The organism is Candidatus Coatesbacteria bacterium, from assembly GCA_014728225.1.
Taxonomy (GTDB): domain Bacteria; phylum RBG-13-66-14; class RBG-13-66-14; order RBG-13-66-14; family RBG-13-66-14; genus WJLX01.
This window is the reverse complement of sequence record WJLX01000016.1, coordinates 1-25,323: the sequence shown is the minus strand read 5'-3', so window position 1 is coordinate 25,323 and position 25,323 is coordinate 1. Positions and strand designations below refer to the sequence as shown.

The 25,323-nt window shown below is 66.5% G+C and carries 23 protein-coding genes; 14 read left to right on the top strand and 9 right to left on the bottom strand.

What is annotated here, in order from left to right; genetic code table 11:
* The 6 genes from GF399_01565 to GF399_01540 all read left to right on the top strand — a co-directional run.
* Positions 1 to 1,299 (top strand): T9SS type A sorting domain-containing protein (locus tag GF399_01565; GenBank protein MBD3399003.1); only part of this gene is annotated, 1,299 nt, incomplete at its 5' end.
* 487 nt (positions 1,300 to 1,786) lie between these two features.
* Positions 1,787 to 2,806 carry an HPr(Ser) kinase/phosphatase gene (gene hprK, locus GF399_01560; GenBank protein ID MBD3399002.1) on the top strand — a complete coding sequence of 340 codons (1,020 nt, stop codon included), beginning with the start codon at positions 1,787 to 1,789 and terminating at the stop codon, positions 2,804 to 2,806.
* Positions 2,803 to 3,171, top strand: a complete 369-nt coding sequence (locus GF399_01555; GenBank protein ID MBD3399001.1) for a hypothetical protein — start codon at positions 2,803 to 2,805, stop codon at positions 3,169 to 3,171. The genes hprK and GF399_01555 overlap by 4 nt, the downstream gene beginning before the upstream one ends.
* Positions 3,168 to 3,557, top strand: a complete 390-nt coding sequence (locus GF399_01550; protein MBD3399000.1) for a YraN family protein — start codon at positions 3,168 to 3,170, stop codon at positions 3,555 to 3,557. The genes GF399_01555 and GF399_01550 overlap by 4 nt, the downstream gene beginning before the upstream one ends.
* Positions 3,558 to 3,799: 242 nt before the next feature.
* Positions 3,800 to 4,984: a hypothetical protein gene (locus tag GF399_01545; GenBank protein ID MBD3398999.1), complete on the top strand. Its 1,185-nt coding sequence runs from the start codon at positions 3,800 to 3,802 to the stop codon at positions 4,982 to 4,984.
* Entirely contained in the window at positions 4,974 to 5,606 is a 633-nt protein-coding gene (locus GF399_01540; GenBank protein ID MBD3398998.1) for a T9SS type A sorting domain-containing protein, read from the top strand. Before GF399_01545 ends, GF399_01540 begins: the two co-directional genes overlap by 11 nt.
* Before the next feature lie 394 nt (positions 5,607 to 6,000).
* Here the strand turns inward: GF399_01540 and GF399_01535 are convergent, their stop codons facing one another.
* The 4 genes from GF399_01535 to GF399_01520 all read right to left on the bottom strand — a co-directional run bounded on the left by GF399_01535 (position 6,001) and on the right by GF399_01520 (position 11,074).
* A complete protein-coding gene (locus tag GF399_01535) occupies positions 6,001 to 6,753 on the bottom strand; it encodes an NAD-dependent protein deacylase (protein MBD3398997.1) in 753 nt (250 codons plus the stop codon).
* Positions 6,754 to 6,782: 29 nt separating this feature from the next.
* Positions 6,783 to 8,405, bottom strand: coding sequence for an L-aspartate oxidase (gene nadB / locus GF399_01530; GenBank protein MBD3398996.1), 1,623 nt, complete (start codon positions 8,403 to 8,405; stop codon positions 6,783 to 6,785).
* A gap of 303 nt (positions 8,406 to 8,708) precedes the next feature.
* Positions 8,709 to 9,641, bottom strand: a complete 933-nt coding sequence (locus GF399_01525) for a PorV/PorQ family protein (GenBank protein MBD3398995.1) — start codon at positions 9,639 to 9,641, stop codon at positions 8,709 to 8,711.
* Positions 9,641 to 11,074, bottom strand: coding sequence for a hypothetical protein (locus GF399_01520; protein MBD3398994.1), 1,434 nt, complete (start codon positions 11,072 to 11,074; stop codon positions 9,641 to 9,643). Before GF399_01520 ends, GF399_01525 begins: the two co-directional genes overlap by 1 nt.
* Positions 11,075 to 11,457: 383 nt before the next feature.
* Between GF399_01520 and GF399_01515 the strand changes: the two genes are divergently transcribed.
* The 5 genes from GF399_01515 (at position 11,458) to GF399_01495 (ending at position 15,816) form a co-directional block, all read left to right on the top strand.
* The gene (locus GF399_01515) at positions 11,458 to 12,039 is read left to right on the top strand and encodes an orotate phosphoribosyltransferase (GenBank protein ID MBD3398993.1); all 582 of its coding nucleotides are present in this window, start codon (positions 11,458 to 11,460) and stop codon (positions 12,037 to 12,039) included.
* A gap of 70 nt (positions 12,040 to 12,109) precedes the next feature.
* Positions 12,110 to 13,438, top strand: coding sequence for a nucleotide sugar dehydrogenase (locus GF399_01510; protein ID MBD3398992.1), 1,329 nt, complete (start codon positions 12,110 to 12,112; stop codon positions 13,436 to 13,438).
* A gap of 3 nt (positions 13,439 to 13,441) precedes the next feature.
* Complete coding sequence (locus tag GF399_01505; GenBank protein ID MBD3398991.1) at positions 13,442 to 13,897, top strand: hypothetical protein; 456 nt, start codon at positions 13,442 to 13,444, stop codon at positions 13,895 to 13,897.
* A 45-nt stretch (positions 13,898 to 13,942) separates the two neighbouring features.
* A complete protein-coding gene (locus tag GF399_01500) occupies positions 13,943 to 14,896 on the top strand; it encodes an NAD-dependent epimerase/dehydratase family protein (GenBank protein ID MBD3398990.1) in 954 nt (317 codons plus the stop codon).
* Positions 14,897 to 15,387: 491 nt separating this feature from the next.
* Positions 15,388 to 15,816: a hypothetical protein gene (locus GF399_01495; GenBank protein ID MBD3398989.1), complete on the top strand. Its 429-nt coding sequence runs from the start codon at positions 15,388 to 15,390 to the stop codon at positions 15,814 to 15,816.
* A 152-nt stretch (positions 15,817 to 15,968) separates the two neighbouring features.
* Here GF399_01495 and GF399_01490 read toward each other — a convergent pair whose 3' ends face one another.
* Entirely contained in the window at positions 15,969 to 17,135 is a 1,167-nt protein-coding gene (locus GF399_01490; GenBank protein MBD3398988.1) for an FtsX-like permease family protein, read from the bottom strand.
* Between the two features lie 681 nt (positions 17,136 to 17,816).
* On the opposite strand from GF399_01490, the gene GF399_01485 reads away from it, so the two are divergent.
* Together GF399_01485 and GF399_01480 are read left to right on the top strand one after the other, a co-directional pair.
* Positions 17,817 to 18,875, top strand: a complete 1,059-nt coding sequence (locus GF399_01485; GenBank protein ID MBD3398987.1) for a hypothetical protein — start codon at positions 17,817 to 17,819, stop codon at positions 18,873 to 18,875.
* Between the two features lie 197 nt (positions 18,876 to 19,072).
* Complete coding sequence (locus tag GF399_01480) at positions 19,073 to 19,693, top strand: DNRLRE domain-containing protein (protein ID MBD3398986.1); 621 nt, start codon at positions 19,073 to 19,075, stop codon at positions 19,691 to 19,693.
* 287 nt (positions 19,694 to 19,980) lie between these two features.
* On the opposite strand, the gene GF399_01475 is transcribed toward GF399_01480, so the two are convergent.
* Entirely contained in the window at positions 19,981 to 20,691 is a 711-nt protein-coding gene (locus GF399_01475) for a hypothetical protein (protein MBD3398985.1), read from the bottom strand.
* A 279-nt stretch (positions 20,692 to 20,970) separates the two neighbouring features.
* On the opposite strand from GF399_01475, the gene GF399_01470 reads away from it, so the two are divergent.
* Positions 20,971 to 21,489, top strand: coding sequence for a hypothetical protein (locus tag GF399_01470; protein ID MBD3398984.1), 519 nt, complete (start codon positions 20,971 to 20,973; stop codon positions 21,487 to 21,489).
* A gap of 285 nt (positions 21,490 to 21,774) precedes the next feature.
* Here the strand turns inward: GF399_01470 and GF399_01465 are convergent, their stop codons facing one another.
* The 3 genes from GF399_01465 to GF399_01455 are packed head-to-tail and all read right to left on the bottom strand — an operon-like array spanning position 21,775 to position 25,056.
* Positions 21,775 to 22,608, bottom strand: a complete 834-nt coding sequence (locus tag GF399_01465) for a hypothetical protein (GenBank protein MBD3398983.1) — start codon at positions 22,606 to 22,608, stop codon at positions 21,775 to 21,777.
* The gene (locus GF399_01460; protein MBD3398982.1) at positions 22,595 to 23,050 is read right to left on the bottom strand and encodes a hypothetical protein; all 456 of its coding nucleotides are present in this window, start codon (positions 23,048 to 23,050) and stop codon (positions 22,595 to 22,597) included. The genes GF399_01465 and GF399_01460 overlap by 14 nt, the downstream gene beginning before the upstream one ends.
* A 17-nt stretch (positions 23,051 to 23,067) precedes the next feature.
* On the bottom strand, positions 23,068 to 25,056 hold the full coding sequence (locus GF399_01455; GenBank protein ID MBD3398981.1) for a hypothetical protein: 1,989 nt from the start codon (positions 25,054 to 25,056) through the stop codon (positions 23,068 to 23,070).
* Between the last annotated feature and the right edge of the window lie 267 nt (positions 25,057 to 25,323).

Here is a 25,323-nt window from a genome sequence, read left to right as displayed (position 1 = left end):
GACCGCACCAACTGGGACCTCAAGTACGCCGCCTGGAACGGCGCGAGCTGGGAGCTCGAGACGGTGGATTCGAGTGGAAATGTCGGTCTTTACACCTCCCTGGCGTTGGATTCCAGCGGCAACCCGCACATCTCGTACTACGACGAAACCAACGGCTATCTCAAGTACGCCGCCTGGAACGGCGCGAGCTGGGAGGTCGAAACGGTGGATTCGGACGCTGATGTCGGCGAGTACACCTCTTTGGCGCTGGATGCCGGCGGCAACCCCCACATCTCTTATTACGACAAAACCAACGACGACCTCAAGTACGCCGCCTGGAACGGCTCGAGCTGGGAGCTCGAAACGGTGGATTCGGATGGTGTTGTCGGCGGGTACACCTCCCTGGTGCTGGATACCAGCGACAACCCGCATATCTCGTACTACGACGGCACCAACGACGATCTCAAGTACAGTTGGCATAATGCAGCTCCTCCCGCCTTCTCGCTGCTATCTCCCGGCGACGGTTCCACCGTGGACGATTATCCCCTGTGCGACTGGGAGGACGCCCCGGACTATCCCACCGTCAGTTACGATCTCTGGTACGCTACCGAGTCCGACTTCGATCCCCACGAAGAAATCAGCGACCTGACCGACTCCGAGTACCAGTTCAGCGACGCCGAGCTGAGCCCGGTAACCATCTACTACTGGAAGGTCGTGGCCACCGACGGCTATCTCGAAACCTGGTCCAGCGAGACCTGGACCTTCTACGTGCCGGAGGATGTCGGCCTCGACGACGTCGAGCTGGCGGCTTCGCCCGCCGATGACGGCGTGCTGCTGGGCTGGACGGTCAGCGGCGACGTGCCCGCCGATGTCCGCGTCCTGCGCGGGGAGAATGAACCCGTCGCCGTCAGCGGCTCGCTGCCCGGTGAGACCCGCCGCTGGCTGGATCGGGGCGTCGAGCCCGGCGGGAGTTACGTCTACTGGCTGGAAACAACGGATAGCGAGGGTCGCACCGAGCGCTTCGGTCCCACGGAGGCCGTGGTCGTTCCCGAGATCGAGCGGACGCTGACCCTGGAGGCCCCCTGGCCCAGCCCGGCCACGGACAGCCTGACTTTAACTTACTTCTTGCCTGAAGCTCAGAGTGCCACACTCAGGGTGTACGACCTCTCCGGCCGCCGGATCAGTACGGAGGCGTTGGAGCCCACCCCGGGCCGCCATTCCCTCCTCCTCGACGTAGCAGGTTACCCGCAGGGTGTCTACATCGCCCGAATCGCCGGCGATAACGCCTCGGCCAGCCGCCGGTTCGTCATCAGCCGTTAACACGATGACCATGATGCACGTAGGGGCGGGGGTGTGGGATGAATCTCCCGCCCCCGCCGCTAACCGACAGCCCTGTAGGGCGGGGGCCGGCGTCCCCGCCGCCGTTACGTGGTTACCTAACCGCGCCCAACCGTCGGTAACGCAGGGCCGGCGCATTTCTTGCGCAACGAACCCGGCCAAGGGTTCGTTGCACGTGCAAGAAATGTGACGGCCCGGACAGCGGTGATGGCGCGGATAAACCGCGGGCGGGATTAGCATCCCGCCCCTACATCAATGATGCCGTCGGGGGCCGGCAGACGGTAGACTGGAGGGCCCGTGCTCCATCGCTAAGGGACAATCGAACCATCAACCCACCTAGGGCGGGGGCGCGGGATGAATCTCCCGCCCCCCGCCGCTTATGCCCTACCCAACCGCCGGCGGGTCCCCTTGCCGCAGGCGAAGGTTTGATGTAACCTCGTCGACGTAACCCCGCCCGCGAGGATCACAGATGACCGTCACCGTCGGCCAGCTCTTCGACGACAACAAGGCCCGCTACGATTTCACCCTCGTCGGCGAGGATCGCTTCCTGCAGCGCGAGGTCCATCGCGCCGACCTCGAACGCCCCGGGCTGGCCCTGGCCGGCTACTTCGATTACCTGCTCAAGGAGCGCATCCACATCCTCGGCCGCAGCGAGAACAACTTTCTCGCCCAACTCGAGCTCGCCGAGCGGGCGCGGATCATCCGCCACCTGGCCACGGAGTGCAACACCCCCTGCTTCCTGGTCACCCGCGGTCTGGAGCCGCCGGAGGAGCTCGTTGCCGCCTGCTCCGCGGAGGGGGTGCCCATCCTGCTGACCCCGGAGCCGACGCCCAAGATCCTCAACGGCCTGTCCGTCTATCTGCAGAACGTTCTGGCGCCGACTATCGAAATGCACGGCGTGCTGCTGGATATCAAGGGTGTGGGGGTGTTGATCCTGGGCAAGGCGGGCATCGGCAAGAGCGAGTGCGCCCTGGAGCTCATCGGCCGTGGGCACCGTCTGGTGGCCGACGACGTGGTCCGGATCAAGTGCACCTTCAACTCCGTCCTCATCGGCCAGGCCCCGGAGCGCATCCGCGAGTACATGGAGATCCGCGGCATCGGCATCATCAACATCCGCTACCTCTACGGCGTCAACGCCGTGCGCGACCAGAAGCGGCTGGAGCTCGTCGTCCAGATACGCGAGTGGCGCGGCCGCGACGACTACGACCGCGTCGGCCTCGAGACCCAATACCGCGACATCCTCGGCGTTCAGATCCCCCAGGTGATCATCCCGGCCAGCCCGGGCAAGAACATCGCCTCGATCGTCGAGATGGCCGCGCTGGATTACCTGGTGCGCCGCCGGGGCTTCAACCCCGCCCGGGAGCTCAACCGCAGCCTGTTCGCCGAGCTGCGCGACGAACTCGGCGGCGCCGAGACCGGTGCCGAGACCGACGACGAACCCCGCCGCCCCTACGTGGACTTGACCGACGATCTGCGGGACACCGAATGATGCGCCGCGCCCTGCCCCTGCTGGCTTTGTTGCTGTTGCTGGCCTGCGGCGACGAGCATCCCGTCGAGGGCGCCCTGGCCGAGCTCGATGCCGCTCTGGCCGCCGGGGACGACCTCGCCCTGGGCGAACTGCTAGAGGGCGACGCCGCCGAGCTGGCCGCCTACCTGCCCCCCGGCGGCGCTCTCCAACCCGAGGGCGGCCCCCGCTACGGCGAGACCACGGCCCAAACCCCCGTGCGTGTTTCCGGTCACCCCCGGCTGGTCCTGGAGTGGCGAGATACCAATGACGGCTGGAAGGTCAGCGTCGCCGCGACCCTCGAGGCCACCCGGGCCGCCGCCCTCAACCAGGCCCTCGGTGGACGATGACCGAGCGGCGCGCCAAAGACCTGGGCCGCCGGGCCGAGAAACTGGTCGGCGCCGAGTACGCCCGCCGCGGCTGGGAGATCCTGCACCGCAACTGGCGGCCCCACGGTCTGGGCCTGCGCGGTGAGATCGACCTCGTCGTCCGGCGGGGGGAGCTGCTGGCCGTCGTCGAGGTCAAGGCCCGCCGCCGCCGCGGCCCGACCGGCGGTCCCCGCGAGGCCGTCGACGTTCGCAAACGCCGCCGGCTGGTCCGCCTGGCCGACGCCCTCCTCGTCTCCCATCCCGAGCTGCGCGGCTGCTTCGTGCGCTTCGACGTCGCCGCCGTCACCATGGAACCCGATCTCGGCGAGCCCTCCCTGGAGTTGATCGAGGACGCCTTCCGGGGGTGAGGGCTCAATATATATTACAATACGCATATAAACCCTCCGCACCGGTGTTAATATACCCCGAGGGGGGGGTTTTTCTTCACGTTATCTAGCGATAATTATTGATCCGGTATCTTGTGCTGCCAGACAGACGCTTGTTGATGCCCGGATGACGGTGATTTATCCTGTTCGTTTCAATCTGGCACGTTTCTTGCTTATAAACCGCCTGGATATCATTCATTTCAAAACGTAGAAGGGGGAACACGATGAGGAAGATGCTGATAGGACTGTTCATGCTTGTTACTTGCGCTGTGGCTGCGGAGTGGCATACGGAAGTGATTGCAGCTGGTTATCCACATGATATTGCATTAGACAGCAATGACAATCCTCATACTGTGTATGTTGTAAACACTGAAATCTTTTATGCTCACAGGGACAATGGAAAATGGACATGTCAACATATTGCAGAGGCTGATAGTTACAGTAGAGTGTCATTTGATTTAAACAGCAATGATTGTCCTCATGTTTGTTATATATATAATGGTAACGCATACTATATATATTATGATGGTCAAGAGTGGAATAATGAGTTAGTGTTAACAGATTGCACATATGCGTCAGTTAAGGTGGGCAGTAACAATATGCCACATATTATATGTAATAGCGATGGAATTATCATTTATATACATTATGATGGCATGCATTGGCATACTGAAACTGTACATGATGGGGGTATATTCACAAATGGATTTGTATTGGATAGCCTAAATCGGCCACATATTATTTATACATATTATGAGCCTTATGATTACCGTGTGTTTTGTTATGCTTATAGAGATGTTACTGGCTGGAGTAATACTGGATTCTTCGCGTTACCAACATCATTCTCTGCTGCATTAACAGTAGACGATAATTATAACAAACATATAGCCTATGGAACTCAGCTTTGTTTGTGGTATCAACAGGACTATCCCTTACAAGACGAAATTATATATACTATAGGTTTAGACCCTTATAGTATAGCTATTGATGAATACAATGGAGTGATCTATGTATCATCTTGTGTTGATGGCGATATGTATGTATCATGTAAATTAGCATCTTCATGGATAACACACTTAATAGGTGATGATAGTGAATGCATTGGTCTAAGATGTGATTCTACAGGTAAAGTACATATTATATATCAATACAATGTAATATTGTATTCGTATTTAGATAATAACTGCCCCGGAGTGTTCTCCCTGCTCTACCCATTGGACGGAAACATATATGACGATTACCCTCTGGCCGACTGGGAAGACGCGATCGATCCCGATGCTGGCGATGATGTAACTTATGAATTGTGGTATTCGCAAGATGAGGATTTTGTCAACTATGAAGCAGTTACGGATTTAGCCGAGTCTGAATACCAATTCACTTCTGACGAGTTGGATATGAATGCAACCTAACTATTGGAAGGTTGCAGCCATCGATGGGTACTCTGTTACATGGTCTTCGGAAACCTGGTCATTTTTGGTTAGGGATGAAAGCGAGTTGAGCTCTGTCGAAATCGATGTGTCTTCATCTCAATCCGACCTCCTTCTCTCCTGGTCCTATACCGGCGACGCGCCCGCCTCGGTCCGTGTCCTGCGCGGCGCGGATGACCCCGTCGCCGTTTCCGGCTCGCTTAATGGTGGGACTACACGCTGGCTGGATCGCGACGTCACCCCCGGCGAGAGCTATGTCTACTGGCTGGAGGTGACCGGGGACGACGGCCATGTCCGGCGCTTCGGGCCGACGGAGGCCGTCGTCGTGCCGGAGGAGGCGCAGCGGTTGAGCCTGGACGAGCCCTGGCCCAATCCGGCGTCGGGTACTGTCAGCGTCGCCTTCGAGCTGCCGGAGGCCCAGAGCGTCAGCCTGGCCGTCTACGACCTGGCCGGGCGCCGGGTGGCCACCCTGAGCGAGGGCCAACTCCCCGCCGGGCGACACGCGGTGAACTGGGACTGCGCCGGGGAGTCGAGCGGCGTGTACCTGCTGCGCCTGGAGACGTCGGGCGGATTATTGAGCAAGCGGTTGGTCGTCGGACGTTAACAAAACATTCGATAATAAACGAACCGTAGGGCAGGGGCTTGAGTACCCTGCCCTTTTTATCATAATAGGTCGGGGTACGGAGCCCCCGACCTACGGGTTGGTTAGTAATTGGCGGTCGGTGTATCTCCCTCCCTCCTCTGTGGAGGAACCTCGTTCTCGGGTCGGGGTGAGGGGCATACGGGGTTGGGGGCAAATACAATTCGCGGCGGGGGGCAGCGCTGCCACCCTACGGAACTAAGTCCCGTCGCCCAGCAGGTTGGAAGCGCCGGTAAACGAGGGCCGGCGGGCGGGATTGAAAACCCGCCCTTACCGTATGCCGGCCGCTGGCCGGCATGTACAGGCTGAAGAGCCCGTGCTCCATAACCAACGACCAATCGCCCCGTTCTTTACGCCGCTACTCGGCGAAGAGCTTGGGCAATGCCCGGGCGGCGGGCTCGAACAGCGAGACGCTGCAGCGGTCGGTGACCACGGTGGGCTCGATGTTGACCTCGACGACGTAGGCGCCGGCCTTGCGGGCCACCAGGGGCAGCAGCGCCGCCGGGTGGACCTCGCAGGAGGTCCCGACGACGAGCATCAGCTCGCAGGACTCGGCCAGGCGGAAGGCCTGCTCGATAACGCGGGTGTCGAGCTGCTCGCCGAACCAGACCACGTCGGGGCGCAGGATGTCGCCGCACTCGGGGCATTCGGGCGGCGGGTCGTCGACGGGGAGCGCCCGCCGGGCCTGGTAATCTGCGGAGCGATCGACGGTCTGGGGACAACGGACGCACTTCTCGCGCCAGATGTTGCCGTGGAGTTCGAGGACCCCGTCGAGCCCGGCGAAGGTGTGCAGGCCGTCGATGTTCTGGGTGACCACGCGCAGCTCGAGCCCCCGCTCGACGGCCTCGGCCAGGGCGCGGTGGCCGGCGTTGGGCTCGCAGTCCAGCAGGGCCCGCCGGCGGGAGCGGTACCAACCCCAGACCAGGGCCGGGTCGCGGTCGAAGGCCTCGACGGTGGCCAGGTCCTGGGCGCGGAAGTTCTTCCACAGCCCCCCGGCGCCGCGGTAGGTCGGCACACCGCTCTCGGCGCTGACACCCGCGCCGGAGAGTACGATGATCTCGTCGGCCTCGCGGACGCGGCGGCGCAGATCGGCGATCAACTCGACCGGCATGGCAGTCAAGGTCGGCTCCTCCGCTGGAGTTACTCCCGCCAGCCGTATTGGGCCAGCACGGTGTTCTTGGGCTCCCGGCCGTCGTCGACGGCGGGATGGTCGCGATTGTAATGCAGCCCCCGGCTCTCCCTGCGCAGCAGCGCTCCCTGGACGATCAACTGGCCGACGAGGAGGATGTTGCGCAGCTCGATCAGATCGCGGCAGTAGTAACCCCGCCGGCTGAGCGAGTCGGCGTGCTGGGTGATGATCCGCAACCGATCGGCGGCCTGGTGCAGGCGCTCATCGGAGCGGACGATGCCCACGTAGTCCCACATCAACCGCCGGGCCTCGTCCCAGTCGTGATCGAGGGTCACCAGTTCCTCGGGCTCCCGCACCGCCGGGGGTTCCGGGGGCTGGAAGTCGTCCGGCGGTACCTCGAGTTCACCGAGGCGGCGGCGGATGTCGGCGGCCGCCTGATGAGCGTAGGCCACGGCCTCGAGCAGGGAGTTCGAGGCCAGGCGGTTGGCGCCGTGGACGCCGGTGAAGGTGCACTCACCCAGGGCGTAGAGCCGGGGCAGGTCGGTACGACCGTCGTAGTCGGTCTGAACCCCGCCGCAGCAATAGTGGGCCGCCGGGACCACGGGAAAGGGGTTGTCCGCGATATCGTAGCCCAGCTCCCGGGTACGGCCGTAGACGTTGGGAAAACGCTCCGCCAGCTCGGTCCGGCCCAGGCCCGTGGCGTCGAGATAGACGCACTTCGAGCCCGAGGCCTTCATCTCGGCGTCGATGGCCCGGGCGACGATGTCCCGGGGCGCCAGCTCCGCCCGTTCGTCGTAGCGCGGCATGAAGCGCTCGCCGGTGGTGTTGAGCAACACGGCGCCCTCGCCGCGCAGGGCTTCGGTGATCAGGAAGCTGCGCTCGGTGGGGTGATAGAGGCAGGTGGGATGGAACTGGACGAACTCCATGTTCGTCACCCGGCAGCCCGCCCGGTAGGCCATGGCGATGCCGTCGCCGGTGGCGACGTCGGGGTTGGAGGTGTAGAGGTAGACCTTGCCGGCGCCGCCGGTGGCCAGCACCGTCACCCGGGCCAGATAGCCGACGATCCCGCCGTCCTCGATGCTCCAGACGCCGTAGCAATGATTGCGGCCGCCTGGTCCGGGGCCGATGATCAACTCCGTGGCCAGGCTGTCGTCGCGCAGCTCGAGGGGCCGATCCTTGGCCGCCTCGACGAGGGCGCGCTGGATCTCCTGGCCGGTGTAATCGCCGGCGTGGACGATGCGGCGGTTGCTGTGGCCGCCCTCGCGGCCCAGCTCCAGGGTGCCGTCGTCCTCGCGACTGAAACGGGCGCCGAGCTCGATCAGCTCGCGCACCCGCTCCGGTCCCTGACGGACGATCTGTTCGACGGCCCGGCGGTCGCAGAGCCCCGCCCCGGCCTCCAGGGTGTCCTCGAGGTGGGCGGTGAAGGAATCCACCGGGTCGATGACGGCGGCGATGCCGCCCTGGGCCAGGCTGGTGCTGCCCCGGCTGGGGCCTTTCTTGGTCAGGATGGTCACCCGCCCGACATCGGCCGTTTTCAGCGCCAGGCTCAGCCCGGCGATCCCGGAGCCGATGATCAGGATGTCGGTCTGTCGCAGTTCCACTGGCCGCCTTTCCGGGGTGAGACCGATGACCATGACGGCTCAAGTTTAGTCCCCCCGGGGGGGCAGTGTCAAAGGGCGAGCGTCGACCACTGGTTGTCGGCGGGCGGACCGGGGCGATGAACCCTTCGCGGCCCGCCGCGGATAGCAAAGGACTGCGCTTCGGTGTTTTCGCCAGAGTCCCCTCCCCAGCCCGCGGACGAGGTTCCCCCCACCGGGGAGAGGGAAGCCCATCCAACCCTTAGCACCGACAATGCCGACCCGCGGGCCGGCATGATAAGGTGGGGGCGGGATGCAATCCCGCCCGTGTTCGTCAGATTAGCTGGGTGATCGCGGCTGCTAGAAATCCAGCTCCAGGGCCACGGCGTGGCTGGGGCCCGTGGACAGCGGATCGGTACGGTAGGCGTAATGCAGGGTCAGGGCGGTTTCGCCGAACAGGGTCGTGCGCAGGCTGCCCCCGGCGCTGAGCTCGCCCGCGCCGATGTCGTCACCGAACTCGTAACCCAGGCGGGCGGCCAGGGTGGGGGTGATCCAGTACTCGGCGCCCAGGCGGTACTCGGCGGGCAGTTCGGAACTGCCGGCGTAGTCGAAGGCGGCGCGCAGGCCCTCCAGGGGGGTGAAACCGACCCCGGCGACGTACTCCAGGGGCATTTGCTCCTCGGTGGCGGCGGCGGTCTTCCACTTGTAGCTGCCGATGACGTTGTGGACGACGACGCCGAGGGTGAGCCAGTCGAGAGGTTCGCCGCGCAGGGCGATGTCGACGGCGCCGCCCTGGGCCGTCTCTTCGGCCAGGTCGGTGAACATCAGCCGGGCGCCGACGCCGATGCCCAGCCAGTCGATGGGTCGGGCGCCGAAGGCGAAGTTGGCCACGTGCTCCTGGTAGGAGTAGGTGCCGGTCTCGTTGCCGCCGGCGTCGCGGCCGTCGATGCCGCCGACGTGGAGGAAGAACCAGCTGGCACCGACGGCGGCCCGGGCCTCGGGGATGAAGCTCAACGGATAGCTGAGCCCGGCCGAGGACTGGCTGCGGTCCAGGCTCAGGGTGCGGTGGAACAGGGAGCCGGTGGGGTGATCGGTGAAGGCCAGCCCGGCGGGGTTGTGATAGACGGCCTCGGCGCCCTCGACCCCGGCGACGACGGCGCGACCCATCCCGGCGGCCCGCACCCCCCAGCCCATGCGCAACACCGAACCGGCGTAACCGCCGCCGTCGTAGGCGGCCGGGGCCGCCGTGACGACGAGCAACAGACAGAATACGAGCAGGCTGCGCTTGTTCATCATTCCACCACCGCGATCTTGCCAACGAAGGCGCGCTCGCCGTCGGCCTGGATGACGTAGTAGTACAAACCGTTGGCGACCTGACGTCCCGCGGCGTCGGTGCCGTCCCAGACGTCGAGCTGGTACTCGAAGCCGCCCTGGCGCACCTCGCCGTCGAGGAGGTTGACGACGTGGCGGCCCTCGAGATCGTAGATGTCCAGATCGACGACGGCGTCGTGCTGCAGCGGATCGCCGGAGACGCTGAAGCGGATGGTGCAGCCGCCGTCGGTCAACGGGCTGAACGGATTGGGAAAGGCGTAGGCGATCGGCTCGTCGATGAAGCCGGAACGGGGCTGGAAGTCGATGATCTCGAAGCTCTGGGCCCCGTCGAAGGAGACCTGCAGGCCGAGGTCCGTGCCGACCCAGATGGTCTGGTTGTCCACCGTGGAGACCGAGTAGAGCTGATTGGTATAGAGGCCGCGGCCGGTGATCGTCTCCCAGGCCCCCGAGGGGCTGCGGTGGGAGAGGCCGGTGCCCGTGGCCATCCAGAGATGGTTGTCGGCGCCCGGCTCGAGCCAGTAGATGTAGTTGGAGTAGATGCCCGGGTTGGTCTCGGCGGGTATGGCGGTCCACTGCCAGCCGGAGCCCAGGTCGCGCACCAGCCAGAGCCCGAACCAGCCGCCGGCGGAGTCGGCGACGGTGCCCACCCAGACCCAGTCGCCGTCCGTGCGCTCCTGGATCTCGACGAAGCCCACCACGGCGCTGGTGGTGTAGGTGTTGCCCTGGATGGTGACGTAGGGCGGTTGGCTGACCTCCCAGCTCGCACCCTCGTCGGCGGAGATCGCCAGGCCGGCGCCGGTACCGGCGAAGAGCAACTCCTCGCTCAGCGCCAGAGCGAAGATGTTGTCACCGTAGGTCTGCTGGCTGGGAACGACGGCCTCCCAGGAGGCGCCGTCGTCGTGGCTGATGTTGACCCCGCCGGACCAGCAGGCGGCGTAGATCGTCTCGCTATCGGATTCGGTGTCCCAGACGGCGGCGTTGGTCAAGCCCTCGCCGTAGCCGAAGACCTCCCAACTCGCGCCGTCGTCCCGGCTGCGGGCCAGCCCGGCGCCGGTCAGCGGGTCGAAGGGGCTGTCCTGGACGTAGAAACAACCGGCGTAGACATCGCCGTTGTCCGCCAGCCGCAGGGTGCCGATATTGGCCGCCGGCGCCGGCAGGCCGTCGTCGATGCCGAAGGCCTCCCAGGTATCGCCGTCGTCGGCCGAGTAGCCGAAGTTCTTCAGCGTCCCGATCCAGACCTCGTCGGCGGCGTCGTCGATCGCCACCACGGTGTTGTCCAGGGAATCGGCGGCCAGTCCGCCGTCGAGCGGCTCGACGCGCTCGAGCAGCGGCGCGGCGGCCAGGCTCGTCACCGCCGCCAACAGGATGGGCGGGACCCGTCGCACCAGCTTCATCAGCTTCAGCTTCCTTTCCTCGGCCGCTCCGTCGGGAGCATCTCAGCTCCGCCGGATGCGGTTGATTTGTCGTCGGCGGCGATTATAGACCCCGCACCGGCTCCAGGGCAAGCCCGCCGCCCGATATTGTCTCTACGCAGACCGGCCGGAATAATTCCCCGCCGAAGACCGGTGAAACCAAACCGCCGCGAACCGCGACCTCGACAAGCCGGAACCGTGCCGGTTCCGGCTTGTCGAGGGGTTTGGGCGCGCTCGCGGAGTCGGCGCGCGTCTTTCAACGGTCTTCGGCGGGGCGGCGGGAAGCGTCCCGGCGTTGTAAGCCCGCCGGGGCTCTGCTATAATGCGCAAAAACGCCGTTTCGGCGATACTCGGGGGAGCCCGCGATGCCCTATGATCCGCTGCACGACCTCAAGGCGGCCGGCGCCGTCCAGGAGGGTCACTTCCTGCTCAGCTCCGGCCTGCATTCCAACCGTTACGTGCAGTGCGCCCTGTTCCTGCAGTATCCGGAATACGCCGAGCGCGCCGGCCGGGCCTTGGCCGAGCGGTTATTCGCCAAGCTCCACCATCCGGCGGTTCAGTGCGTGGTTTCACCGGCGATCGGCGGTTTGATCATCGGTCATGAAACCGCCCGGGCCCTGGACGTCCGCGCCGTTTTCGCCGAGCGTCGCGAGGGGCGGATGGCCCTGCGCCGGGGTTTCGCCATCCAGCCCGGTGAGCGCGTCGTCGTCGTCGAGGACGTGGTAACTACGGGCAAGAGCAGCCTGGAGGTCGTAGAGCTGCTGGAGGGCCTGGGGGCCGAGATCGTCGGTCTGGGCTGCATCGTCGACCGGCGGGAGACCCGCGGCGACGACTTCGGCCGGCCCTTCGTCAGCCTGACGCGCCTGGACATCGAGAACTGGCGGGCCGAGGAGTGTCCGCTCTGCAGGGCGGGCGACAACCCGACGAGTCCGGGCAGCCGTCGCTAAGGTCGCGAACCCGACCTGTCTGTCGGGGGTCCGGATCCCCGAACGGGTCATCCACCGCGGAGGAACTCAGATGAAACTCGCCGTCGTCGGCACCGGGTACGTCGGTCTGGTCACCGGCACCTGCTTCGCCGATCTGGGTAACGAAGTCGTCTGCGTCGACATCGACGAGGAGAAGATCGCCGGTCTGCAGGCAGGGCGGATCCCGATCTACGAGCCGGGTCTCGAGGAGCTGGTCCGCCGCAACACGGCGGCCGAGCGGCTGGCCTTCACCACGGACCTTCCCGCGGCGGTGCGGTCCGCCGAGATCATCTTCATCGCCGTGGGCACTCCGCCCCTGCCCTCCGGGGAGGCCGACCTGTCCGCGGTGCGCAGTGTGGCCGCGGTCATCGGCGCCAACCTCGACGCCCCGGGCAAGATCGTCATCAACAAGTCCACCGTCCCGGTGGGCACGGGTGACCTGGTGACGCAGATCATCGAGAGCGAATCCGGCGGCGCCCAGCCCTTCCACGTCGTCTCGAACCCGGAGTTCCTGCGCGAGGGCTCGGCGATCGGCGACTCGATGGAGCCGGACCGGGTGGTCATCGGCACCAACAACGCCGCCGCCGGGGAGAAGGTCGCCGACCTCTACCGGGTGCTGACCAAGAACATCGTCATCACCGACCGGCTCTCCGCCGAGATGATCAAGTATACCTCCAACGCTCTGCTGGCGACCAAGATCAGCTTCATCAACGAGATCGCCAACATCTGCGATCTGGTCGGCGCCGACGTCGAGGCCGTCGCCGACGCCGTCGGCCTGGATTCGCGCATCCGGCGCGCCTTCCTCAACGCCGGCGTGGGCTACGGCGGCAGTTGTTTCCCCAAGGACACCAAAGCCCTCATCGACACCGCCGCCCGCCACGGCTATGACTTCCACATCCTGCGCGCCGTCGAAGAGGTCAACGCCCAGCAACCCCTGCGGCTGGTGGACCGCCTGCGCGAGTTGCTCGGCGGGCTTAAGGGAAAGACCATCGCCCTTTGGGGGCTGTCCTTCAAGCCCAATACCGACGACATGCGCGAGGCGCCGTCCCTGACCATCATCGGGCGCCTGCTTGAGGAAGGAGCCGTGGTGCGGGGCTACGATCCCGTGGCCGGCGAGACCGCCCGGGCCGCCCTGGATGAACTAGGGCTGGACATCGATTTCGCCGCCGGGATGTACGAGGCCTGCCGCGACGCCGACGCTCTGGCCGTGGTCACCGAGTGGAACCAGTTCAAGGACGCCGACCTGGAGCGGGTCAAGCAACTGCTCAGCGCGCCGGTCCTCGTCGACGGCCGCAACATCTACGATCCCCGCCGCGTCGCCGGGCTGGGCTTCGCCTACCGTTCGATGGGCCGCTCGGCGCTGGGCGCGCGCTCCGACTAACCCATGGGTGATCCCCGCATCGCCGCCGCCCGCGACAACTTCGGCCGGGGTTGCAACTGCGCCCAGGCCGTTCTCTGCGCCTTCGGACCCGGCCTGGGTTTGGACGAACCGAACTGCCGGCGGCTCACCGCGGCCTTCGGCGGCGGGATCGCCCAGCGGGGCGAGACCTGCGGCGCCGTCGTCGGCGCGTTGCTGACCCTGGGGCTGGCCGAGGCGGGTCGCGGCGGGGCCGGCGAATCCGCCGCCGCCTTTCTCGAACGCTTTAGCGCCGCCCACGGCGACCTGCGCTGCCGCGAGCTCCTCGGGGAGGATATCTCAACGACGGAGGGCCTGGCCCGGGCCTACGAGAGCGGCGCCTTCCTGGAGGTCTGCCCGCGGCTGGTCGCCGGGGCGGCCGAGCTGCTGGTCGAACTCCTCGAGACCGACAAGGGTAATCGAACCCCGGGGGGAACTGATTAGCCCCCCGATCGCGGGGCGCCCACGTCCTGCGGGAAGGATCAATCCATGAGCGACAATCCTGCCATAGTGGTCACCGGCGGCGCCGGCTTCATCGGCGGCCACCTGGTCGAGCGGCTGCTCGACACCGGGCGCCGGGTGATCGTCGTCGACAACCTGATCACCGGCCGCCGGGAGAATCTTCCCGCCGAGCACGCCGGGCTGACCTTCATCGAGTACGACATCGCCGAGTCGGCCTGGCTCGACGACCCCGCCCTGGCCGGTCCGCTGGACCGCATCTTCCACCTGGCCTGCCCGCCGAGCCCCATCGACTTCCGACGCCTGCCCGTCGAAATCTGCCGCACCTGCGCCCTGGGGACCCTCAACACCGCCGAGCTGGCCGTCGCCAAGAACGCCCGCCTCCTCGACGCCTCGACCTCCGAGGTCTACGGCGACCCCCTCGAACACCCCCAGGCCGAGGATTACCGGGGCAACGTCAGCGTCGACGGCCCCCGCTCCTGCTACGATGAGGGTAAGCGCTTCGGCGAAGCCGTGGTGGCCGCCTACCGGCGCTCCCGGGAGCTCGACGCCCGGGTGGTGCGCATCTTCAACACCTACGGCCCGCGGATGCGCGCCGGCGACGGCCGCGTCGTTCCCGCCTTCATCTGCCAGGCCCTGGCCGGCGAGCAACTGACCGTCTTCGGCGATGGTTCCCAGACCCGCAGCTTCTGCTATGTCGACGACCTCGTCGACGGTCTGCTGGCGGCGATGGAAGCGAACTACCCCGGCCCCGTCAACCTCGGCAACCCCGACGAGCGCAGCATCCTCGAGCTGGCCCGCAGCATTCTCGAATTGACCGGCTCCTCCTCCAAGTTGAGCTACCGCTCCCTGCCCGTCGACGACCCCCGCCGACGGCGCCCCGACATCGCCGTCGCCCGACGCGAGCTGGGCTGGGCGCCCCGCGTCGAGCTGGCCGCCGGCCTGGAGAAGACCATCGCCCATTTCCGCCGCCGACGGGAGTAACAACACCGCAGCCGGACAATGGGAGCCGACCGCAAGGTCGGCCCTTTATTACATCCTCGACAGTGAGCGGCGTTCTCCACTCCGCCGGCCCCAACGACAGAACGTCCACAACCCCCGCCGGGCCGTCACGGTTTATTGCATGGACGACGGCCCCCCCCCGGGGGGGTCCGTCGTCGCAAAAACCGCGCCGGCCCTCCGGCGTCGGCGCTGTGCTCAGCGTTTGATCGCCGCCCCCGCCGGACCGAGCGCCGTCGACGGCGCGGGATTACAAACCGGCCCCGGCGCGCGTTTTTGCCCCGGCGGACCCGTGGTCCGCCGGGAATGCAAAAACCGTGACGGGGCCGGTCGCCGGCGGAGGAAAAAGGGGGCTGACTGAAACCATCTATCTGTCAGATGTATCATATCGGGTACAGGGCGATTGCGCCCACGGGTATCAGTCAACCCGCCACTGACAATCCGTCACTGGTGAACCGCAAGCGAGGAGGACAACCTTGAACCGCCGACTACCGCCGCTCCTGCTGCTGCTGCCGGCCCTCTGTCTGATTACGCCGGTCGTCGCCGACCAGCAGGCCGAACTGCAACGCAGCATCGACCGCATCGTCGAGAGCTCCCTGGAAATGACCGAGGAGGTCAGCGTCATGGCCGCCAAGCTCAGCGGGCTGGGCGCCCGTATCAACGCCGCCGTCACCAGGGCTCTGGACGATCTGCCCGACGACATCCACGCCTCCGTCGCCGTCGTCCTCAACCGCGCCGCCGACGAGGTCGCAAGCGTCGAGCTCGACGACGACACCATCATCCACCGCGACGGCGAGCCCCTGACCTTCGGCGAGCTCAGTCCCGAGGAGCAGGAAGAGCTGCGTGGCAAGCTGCGCAAGGCCGCCGAGAAGCTGCGCTCCAGCGCCGCGGAGCAGGGCGATTAGCACCTGAAACCAGTACAGCATCACGCGCGGGGGTCGACCCACCGGTCGGCCCCCGCGCATAGCGGTGCAATCATAAAGTCCAGCGGTGTCCGAGCCCCCGGTCGGTCGCGCCGTCAACGCGGCGGAGCGGCGGGTGCGGACCGACGGGTCGGCTAGGCCTTCTGCAGGGCCACAATGGGGTCCAGCCGCGCCGCCTTGAGCGCCGGGAAGATGCCGAAGCTGACCCCCACCAGGGCCGAGAAGCCCAGGCTGAGGATCACCGAGCCGACGGAGACGCTGACCGGCAGATCGACCAGGGAGCCGACGATATGGCCCAGGGCGGCCCCCAGGGCGATGCCCAGCAGCCCGCCGACGGCGGTGATGATGATCGCCTCGGCGAGGAACTGGTTGAGGATGTCGCGGTTGGTCGCGCCGACGGCTTTGCGGATGCCGATCTCCCGTGTCCGCTCGGAGACCGAGACCAGCATGACGTTCATGATGCCGATGCCGCCGACGATCAGGCTGATACCGCCGACGACGATCATCACGGCGAAGATCAGCCCGGTCATCTGCTCGAAGGTGTCGACGAGCAGCTCCTCGGAGATGATGCCGAAATCGTCGGCCTCGTCGGGCTCGAGGCGGCGCACGGCGCGCATCTCCCGCTCGGCCGCCGCCGTCATCTCCTCCAGGGCCTCCTGGTTCGGCGCCCGCAGGGAGATCGAGACCGAACGGCGGATGCCGAAGCTCTTGACGAAGGCGGTGTAGGGCAGCTCGATGAAGTCGTCCGTCGGCTGGCCCATCACCGTGCCCTGGGCGGTGTAGACGCCGATGACGGTGAAGGGCCGCCCGCCGACGCTGAGTTTGCGCCCGATGGGGTCCGTCGAGCCGAAGAGCTGGCGGGCGATCTCGGCGCCGATGACCACCACGTTGCGCTTGTGGCGCACCTCACCCCGGCTGAAGTAGCGTCCGGCGTCCAGGGAGCGCTCGTTGATGTTGATCATGTCCTCGTTGCAGCCGATCGAGGTGACGAACTGCAGACTCTCGTTGCCGTACTTGAGGTTCAGCGGGGCGAAGATGCGCGGCGAGGCGTAGAGGTACTTGCCCTCCAGACGCCGGATCAGGTCCTCGTAGTGGTCCAGGGTTATCCGCGGCCGCTTCGAGGCCTCCAGCCACTCCTCCTGGGAGTTGGTGATCCCCCGGCGGCTGATGACGATGCTGGCCGCGCCGAGGTTGCCGATCTGCTCGCGGACGAAGGCGTCCAGACCGCCCACCAGGCTGAGGATCGTCACCACGGTCATCACGGCGATGATGATCCCCACCATGGTCAGGATGCTGCGCATCAGGTGGACGCGCAGTTGACGGAAAACGTTCCTGAGCAGGTCCCAGAACGTGGCGCACTCCGTGGATGCCGTGGTTGAAGGCCTTGTCGGCGGCGATTATACCAGAAAGGGCCGCGGGTCTCCGGGGGTCGTCCAGGCCTCGAGCGCACGGCTGATGCTTTTGCAGTCACGACGTCCGGAGGGGATCCTTCGTCCGGTTCTAGTTAATCTGTGCCGCAGGCTTCGGACGGATTGCTACAGCGACGTAGACGTAGGGGCGACTGTCCGCAGTCGCCCCTATCAATACGTAGCGCTCTGATTGACCCGGCCGCGGCTCAAGATAGTCCACCCAGGGCGGCCCCTGGAGACCGCCGCGAATGAATGACGGGGCCGTTTGCCCTCTGAGGCGCAAACCACCTCAGCGCTGGACGACCTTTCGGGGGCGCCGGTCGAGCCTTTGCCGTCTGTCCCACAAAGGGGCATGAGTTGAATGCAACCGATAATCCCGCCCTGCGGGGAGGACGAGAAAGCGGTGGCGGACCCACCAGCGATAGCTGTCCGCATAATTGCTATAGTCATAAATATTCTCAATAGGGTCTCAATAGCCGGCGAGGTCTTGCCTGGGCTGCGAGTCGCTGTTAGGATTGCGTCGCGATAATAGCGCAAGTGAGTCTCACTATCAACCCCAACGAAAGGAACCCCGTGCTCCGAACACCGCTGCGAATCATCGCCCCCACGCTGCTTTTGCTGACCGCCGTACCCGTCCTCGCCGACCTCGAGCCGCCCGAGCTCAGCGGCAACGTTATGCTCCAGTACTACCACTACATCGGCGAGGACGACCCCGACCTGGGTTACAGCGTCCCCGCCAACAAGATCGCCGTGCGCCACGCCACCGTCGGCGCCGTCGGTGAGCTGGGCGATTACCTGCACTACGCCGTCGAGCTGGGCGTCTCCACCTGCGCCGGCTCCGGCGGCGACGACATCAGCGTCAAGTGCAAGGAGGCCGAGATCATCTTCACCCCCCTGGAGTGGCTGGGCGTCGGCATCGCCCGCGGTCACACTATGCGCGGCTACGTCGGCCTACAGGAGTGCTTCGACAACCCGACGTGCGAGAAGCCCCGCTTCTTCTCCATCTTCGGTCAGTGCCACATGACCGGCGCCCGGCTGGAGCTCAGCCCCTCCTTCGGCGACTACGGCCTCGATTTACAGGCCGGTTTCTACAACGGCGCCGCCAACACCATGGATATCGAAGGTATCGCCCTGGCCGGGCTGCAGTTCCACCTGCCCTGGGGCGTCAGCCTCGGCGGCCACTACGAGATCCAGACCGTCGACTACGACTTCGACGGCGACTACGACGACGTCTGGCGGGCCTCGGCCGGTCTGCGCTGGGACTACCAAGGCTTCTACCTCGTCGGCGAGTACTTCCTCGGCAGCGGTTTCAACGCGAGCTACGGCGACCTCGAGCCCGTCGACCTCGAGCGCGACGCCTACTACCTCCAGGCGGCCTACGACATTGCGCTGGGCTCGGAGCTCTTCCCCTACCTCCAGCCCCACCTGATGTACGAGGGCCACGACCTGGGCGCCAACGCCGACGACGGCCTGGATCGTGACTACGCCTGGCTGACCGCCGGGCTGACCCTGGGAATCGGCGAGGGCGAGGCCGCCTTCAAACTCGATTACGCCGCCGACATCACCTCGGAGCGCGACAACGAGGCCCACGGCGCCGACGCCGTCTACGTCAGGCTCCAGGTGGGCTTCTAACAGCTATCCGACACGGAGATCAACCATGAAAACCCTGACGCCCGGGACGACAGCGGCGGAGGCTCAGGATCCAGAGCTCGTTCGTCCCCTTCTTCCACGGCGGTGTCCTAAACCCGGCGCCAAACTCCGGCGATCCCCCACGAGGCTTGAACTCCCGAAACCGCGCTAACCCCTGAACAACTCCAAGGAGGACCACCTTGCTCAAGAAACCGTCCCTCATCCTCTCCCTCGCCCTGTTCATCCCCGCCGCGGCGGGCTATCAGGTAACCCTCCACCCCACCGACGACACCTACACCGACCCCGGCGGCGGCAACTTCGGCGCCTCGAGCGAGCTCTGGGTCGCCAACTACGCCGGCTCCGGCCACTACGAGCGTGCCAACCTGCGCTTCGAGCTCGACCCCTACACCGGCGAGACCGTCGTCGACGCCACGGTGCACATGTACCGTTTCTTCTCCTGCCCCTCGGGCGGCACCTGCATGGTCGACTTCTACGACATCACCCAGGACTGGAGCGAGGACTCCTGGTCCGGCGGCCACCTCGAACACGGGACGACGCTCTGGCAGACCCAGGGCTTCTCCACCGCCGGCGGTGACCAGAGCTGGGAGCAGATCGAGCTGACCGACCTCTTCGCCGCCTGGCTCGACGGCTCCCTGCCCGACAACTACGGCTTCGTCATGCACGCCCGCGACGGCAGCAAGTTCGCCAAGTTCTACTCCAAGGAAAGCGACGAGACCTTCCGGCCCTACGTCGTCCTGACCCTCTCCGGAGCGCCGGTCGAGCAGGCCAGCTTCGGACGAATCAAGGCCCTGGCCAGGTAACAAACACGTAATCGAGCGCCGCGGCCGGACCACCGGGTCCGGCCGTTCTTTCGGTTAAAGCGTTGCTGAACGGCCGATCCGCTCTGCTGACAAATCCGTCAGGGCCGTCCCGCGCAATTCGATGCACGACGCTCAAGGCCCCGGCGCGGTTGTTGCCCGCGGCCCACCCTGGTAAGGGTGGACCGCGGTAAGCAAGAACCGTGACGGGGCCGCGCGACATCCGCGGGTCTCTTGAGAAAACCGGGACCCCAGGGGTCCCGGTGAGGTCTTCGCATCACTCGCGCCGGTCAGTCCTCTGGCGTCTGGTAGCCCAGCAGCAGGATGTCGTCGAAATAGTCCAGCCCCTCGGCGTGGACCAGCCCCAGGTCGCGGCGGAAATAGGCGGTGACCGTCTCGGTGTCCGGGCCGTCCTCGTCGGTGACAGTGATGACGAAGCGCACCCGGCGCAGCTCGTCGAACAGCCCCAGGTCCGTCTCCAGCTCGACGCCGTCGGCCAGGGTCTCGCTGGTGACCTCGATCAGGCTGCCGGAACCCATGGCGTTGTCGTCGATGTAGAAGGTTCCACTGCCGCGATCGGTGATCGGCGGCTCCCCGGGGGCCTGGATGTGGAAGCTGATCGGATCCTCGAGCTCGATCACCCGACTCTGGACCACCTGGCGTACCAGGTCCCAGGTCAGCAGTTCGAAGCGCCAGAAGTCGAGCTGCTCCTCGCCGACGGGCTCGACGGCCACCAGACCGCCCATGTGGTAGGTGTCGTTGGAGAGGTCGTTGACGTAGCAGCTGTGGCCGTTGATCTCCTCGATGCCGCTGACCTGCCAGACGAAGCCGTAGTTATCGTTGGGGGTGAACAGGCGGTATTCCCAGAGGTAGCCGAACTCCTGGGGCAGCCAGGGGTGGGACTCGTCGACATCGACGGGGGTGCTGCAGCCGACGAGGAGGACCAGGCTGGCCACGATGATCAGGGCGCGGCCGAGGGACGTTCCGGAGGCGTGCTTCATGGTTGCTCAATACTCCTCTTGAGGTTGTCTCGCGGGTTATTCCCACGCCAGGCTGTATGTTCGCGATGCTTAATCGCTTGACGCTGATCGAGGGCGCTGCGAACCGTAAACCGTTCCGTCTTCGTCCCCCTTCAACGGCAATATAGCATAGAACTCGCCCCGGGACAGGTTCAATTTGGCGGTAATTTGGTGGAGAATTCTAACGGCCTGTAATACAGTAAGTTACAATGCTCATGCCCGGACTTGCGCGGCCGGTCGGCGCGGTATAAACTTAACGACATGGAGTTCTTGCTGCACATCTGCTGCGGGGTCTGCGCCCTGGAGACCGTCCCCGACCTGCGCGGCGAGGGTTGGTCCGTCCTCGGCGCCTGGTGCAACCCCAACATCGAACCCCCGACCGAGCACCAGCGGCGCCTGGCCGTTCTCGCCACGGTCGAACGGGAGCTGGAGCTGCCCCTGGTCCGGCTCGAGGCCCCGGCCTACCGGCCGCCGACGACGGAGCTGTCGGCCGAACGCTGCGCCTACTGCTATCGCCTGCGCCTGGAGCCCGTCGCCCGGCGGGCGGCGGCCCTGGGAACGGCCTTCAGCACCACCCTTCTCTACTCCAGGCACCAGCGCCACGAGCTGGTCCGCCGGGTCGCCGAGGCGCTCTCCCGCCGCTGCGGCGCACCCTTCGTCTACCGGGACTGGCGTCCCCTGTTCAACCGCGGTCAGAGCCGCTCCCGCGCTCTCGGCCTCTACCGCCAGAACTACTGCGGTTGCCTGGCCAGCCTGCACGCCCGGCGGACGGGCGGTTAGCCAGCGGCGCCGCCTCGTCGAGGTTCGGGAGCCCGGCGGGCCGGAGCCGGCACGGTTTTTGCATCTCGGCGACCGTTACGGACGAGGATAACGGTCGGCCTCCGCAAAAACCGTGCCGGCTCCGGCCGGGGCGTACTCGACGACGCCGGAGGTCGCCGAACGGCTGTTCGGCTGGTATGCGCAGTTTTATCAACGTCATAGCAAAGGGGCGCCCTCGGCGCCCCTCAGTTATGCTGGTCGTGCTTACAAGTCTTGATATTTCATGCCGAACGTTTGTTCGGCGGCCTAGTCCTCGCGCAGCTCCGGTGGGACGGGCAGGCCCTCGCGCTCGTAGTCGTGGGCGTCGGGCTCGTAATCCATCATGTAGCTGTAGTCCTTGCCGGTCAGGCGGCTGAGTACGGTGATCGCCAGGCGGCGGACCTCGAGGGTCGGGCTTTCCAGGTAGCTGTCGAGGAAGGAGACGGCGGACTGGCCCCCGGCGGCGAAGATCAGCGGGGCGTAGGCCGCGGCGCCGGAATTGCCCTCGCGGACGGCCTCGAGCAGGGGCTGGTAGGCGGCCTGTTCGGCCTGGCGCAGGGCCACGGCGGCGACGACCCGGGGTCGGCCCTCGATGGAGAGGGCTTCGATCAGGGCCGGGAGCTCCAGGACGGTGAAGACGTCGTAGAGCAGAGCGGCGGCCACGGGTGCCGAGGTCCCGCCGCCGGCGACGATGCCTTCGAGCAGGGGCCGGGCGGCGTCGGCGTTGAACAGCACGGCGGCGGCGATGTGGTCCCCGGCGGTGTCGCTGGATCCCGCGTAGGCCGCCAGCAGCTCGGGCAGGTTGTCCGGCAGGCCCCGGGAGAGGGCCAGCACGGCCAGATCGTTGTCCAGACCGGCCAGAACCCGCACCCCGGCGGCGTGTCGGGCGAAGGGCAGCAGCAGTTCCAGGCGTTGGCCCTCGCTGCGCGAATCGTCGGCGGCCAGCTCGGTCAACCCGGCGTAGAGTTCGTCGTCTTCGAAGCCCGCCAGGCGTTCGGCGAAGTCCGGAGCCGCGGGATCGGCGGCCAGCTCGGCCACCGTCGGAGCGGCGAGGACCGCCGTCGCTGACGCCAGAACCGTCAATAGTCTAAGGAGCTTCATCGAAGAGGATCACCCTCCATTCACCCTCCCGGCGTTCGAGGAGGAAGTAGTAGGTCGAGGTTTCCCAGCCTGCGGTGGTTTGATGATGCAGTTCGGCTAGACGGACGGCCCGTCCGTCGCGCAGCAGGTCGTCCAGGGGGGTGGGTCCGGCGGGCTCCCGCGGCGGGGAGTAGGTGTAGCGGGGGCCGTCGCCGCTCAGGGAACGCTCCACGAAGCCCCGGTTGTCCCGCGCCCCGTTCTCCCAGGGGGTGCCCGACCAATCGGGTGCGTCGTACAGGACGGCGACGGTCGCCGCGTCGGCGGAGTAGAGGGCGTTGAGAAAGCGGGCCAGGGTGTAGTCAGGTGTGCCGGGGGTGTCGGCGGGTCCGACCATGCAAACGTTGGCCGTTGCGGGAAGGACGGCCGACAGCACGAGCACGGCGACGATTGAACGCTGCTTCACCGGTGAGGAGCTCTCCGCTAGAGCTGGAACAGGATCAGGTTCAGCCGGCCGCCCCAGCCCTCGTCCGCGGTCAATGGAACGTGGGCGGTCAGGGCCAGCTCGAGCTGACCGGCGCGCAACCGCAAACCCGGCGAGAGCAGCAGGCTGGCGTCGTTGTGGGGCCCGCCGCCGGAGAGGGTTCGCCCGTAGGAGCACTCCAGGGAGGGCGACAGCCAGGGCGCGGCGGCCCAGAGCAGCCCGGCGCCGCCGACCAAGCCGCCGTCGTCGCCCAGGCGGTAGCCCAGGTTGCCGAAGAAGGCCAGCTCGGGCAGGTCGTACTGAACGGCCAGGCCGGACAGGACGCCCGGGCCGTCCGTGGTGTAGCGGCCCAGGTCACCCAGCGCCGGCCCGTCGCTTTGCGGCTCGGCCGCCGTGGGCAGATCGAACTCGGCGAAGGCGGCGTAGGCGAAATCGCCCGTCGTCGGCGGAGCCAGCTTGGCGCCGAGGGTCAGATCGCCCATCCCGGCCACCGTCGAGCCGTCGGTGTGGATCCGTGAGACGTAGGGCAGCCGCAGGGCGAGCTCGCCCCAGCCGCCCAGGCCCAGGGCCAGGTCGACGTCGGTTTCCAACCGGCGGGAGACGTCGTCGGCCTCGACGGCGTCCTGCTGCAGTCCGGCGCCCAACCCCGCGCGGAAGCTCCAGCCCTCGAGGGGCCGGGCGGAGTGCAACAGGGTCAGGCCGCTGGCCCCGCCGGGACCGGCCAAACCGACGGGCAGGTTGGGCAGGCGGTAGACCAGGCGGTGCTCGGCGCAGTTGCCGACGCCGTCGCGAACAATCAGCGGCACGCCGTCGGGATAGAACTCCGTCGGCAGGGTGACGCGGAAACCGCCCGCGCCGTCCACGGCCACGGGCTGGGAGCCGACGACGAGGTGGGCGGCGTCCGTCGTCGTTCCCCAGAGGGTAACCGAGCGGCCGCCCGCGCCGATCGACCAGCCGCCGATCTTCAAGCCCGGTGGGGTTTCGTCGACGCCGATCCGCAGCCGGCGCGGCTCACCGTAAGCGCCGACGAGGCCCAGACGATCCTCGGCGGCCAGCCGCCAGTAATACTCGCCCGGAACCAGCTCCAGGCTTGCGTTCTGGTCGACGGCGACGACGCGCTCCTCGACCAGGCGCTCGAAGGTCGGCTCCGCGGACAACTGCAGGTGGACGCGGCGCGCCGCGGCGGGCGCCTCCCAAGCGAACTCCACCCGGCGGGCCGCCCCGGGGGCGAACAGCAGCTCGGCCCCGGCCGCGGGTCGGGCGGGCCGCGGCGCTGCGGGAACGACGCCGCGCTGGATGTCGTGCTCGCCGACGACGGCCCCTTCGCCGGGCAGCAGCTTGAAGCCGTCCGCGGCCACCCCGCCGGCCGGGCGGGGTTGAACCTCGACGCAGCCGCGCTCGACGGTGATCGTGGTCACGCCGGGTCGGGGCACGCCGACAGTGAAATCCGTGCCGCGCACCAGGGCCACCGCCGTCGGACCGGCGACGCGGAACTCCTCGCCGTCGTCCAGGGCGCGCTCGATGACCACGCGCAGGCGGCCGTAGAGCAGCTCCAGCAGCGTCAAACTGGCGTCGTCGCCCTCCAGGCGGCCGCTCAGGCTCAGGGCGCTCTCCGAATAGAGGGTCACCTCGGCCTCGGCCAGGGCGAAGACCGCCCGGGAAAGCTCGCCGGTGCGCGCCGTATCCCCCGTCGTCAACACATCGCGGGAGTGAAGCAGGGTGTCGTCGGGACCGACGAGGAGCACGTTACCGCCGGCGGCGGAAACCACGGCCCAATCCTCCGTCGGAACGGGCAGGGTCGCGGTGGCGCCGGAGCCCCGCTCCAGCCCGCTCCACAGCTCCTCGAGACGCAGGGACTCGCCGGCGCGGCCCGCCAGCTCGCGCAGCTCGTCGCCGGGGCGACCGCCGGCGTCGTCTTCGGCCGCCGCGGGAAGAACGACGACTGACAGTATGAGGACGAGGTGCAAGATCGGGCTGCGGCGACTCATGGCTCCTTCTTTCGGGGGACTCACCCCTTAAGGTATGCAAAAAGTGTGCCAGCGTCAAGGTTTTAGCACGATTATTCTCCGACGGGCCTTTACCAACGCCCCCGACTGCCGGTCGTCGCCGCAGCGGGGGCGAAACGCCCCGTCCTACACCCCGGCGGCGCCACTTTCGACCCCGCGGCGACCCCGGCGCCCCCACGCCGAATCCCGCCCCGCCCACCCCACACCGGCCCCGGAACCGGCACGGTTTTTGCGGAGACGAACCGCTAT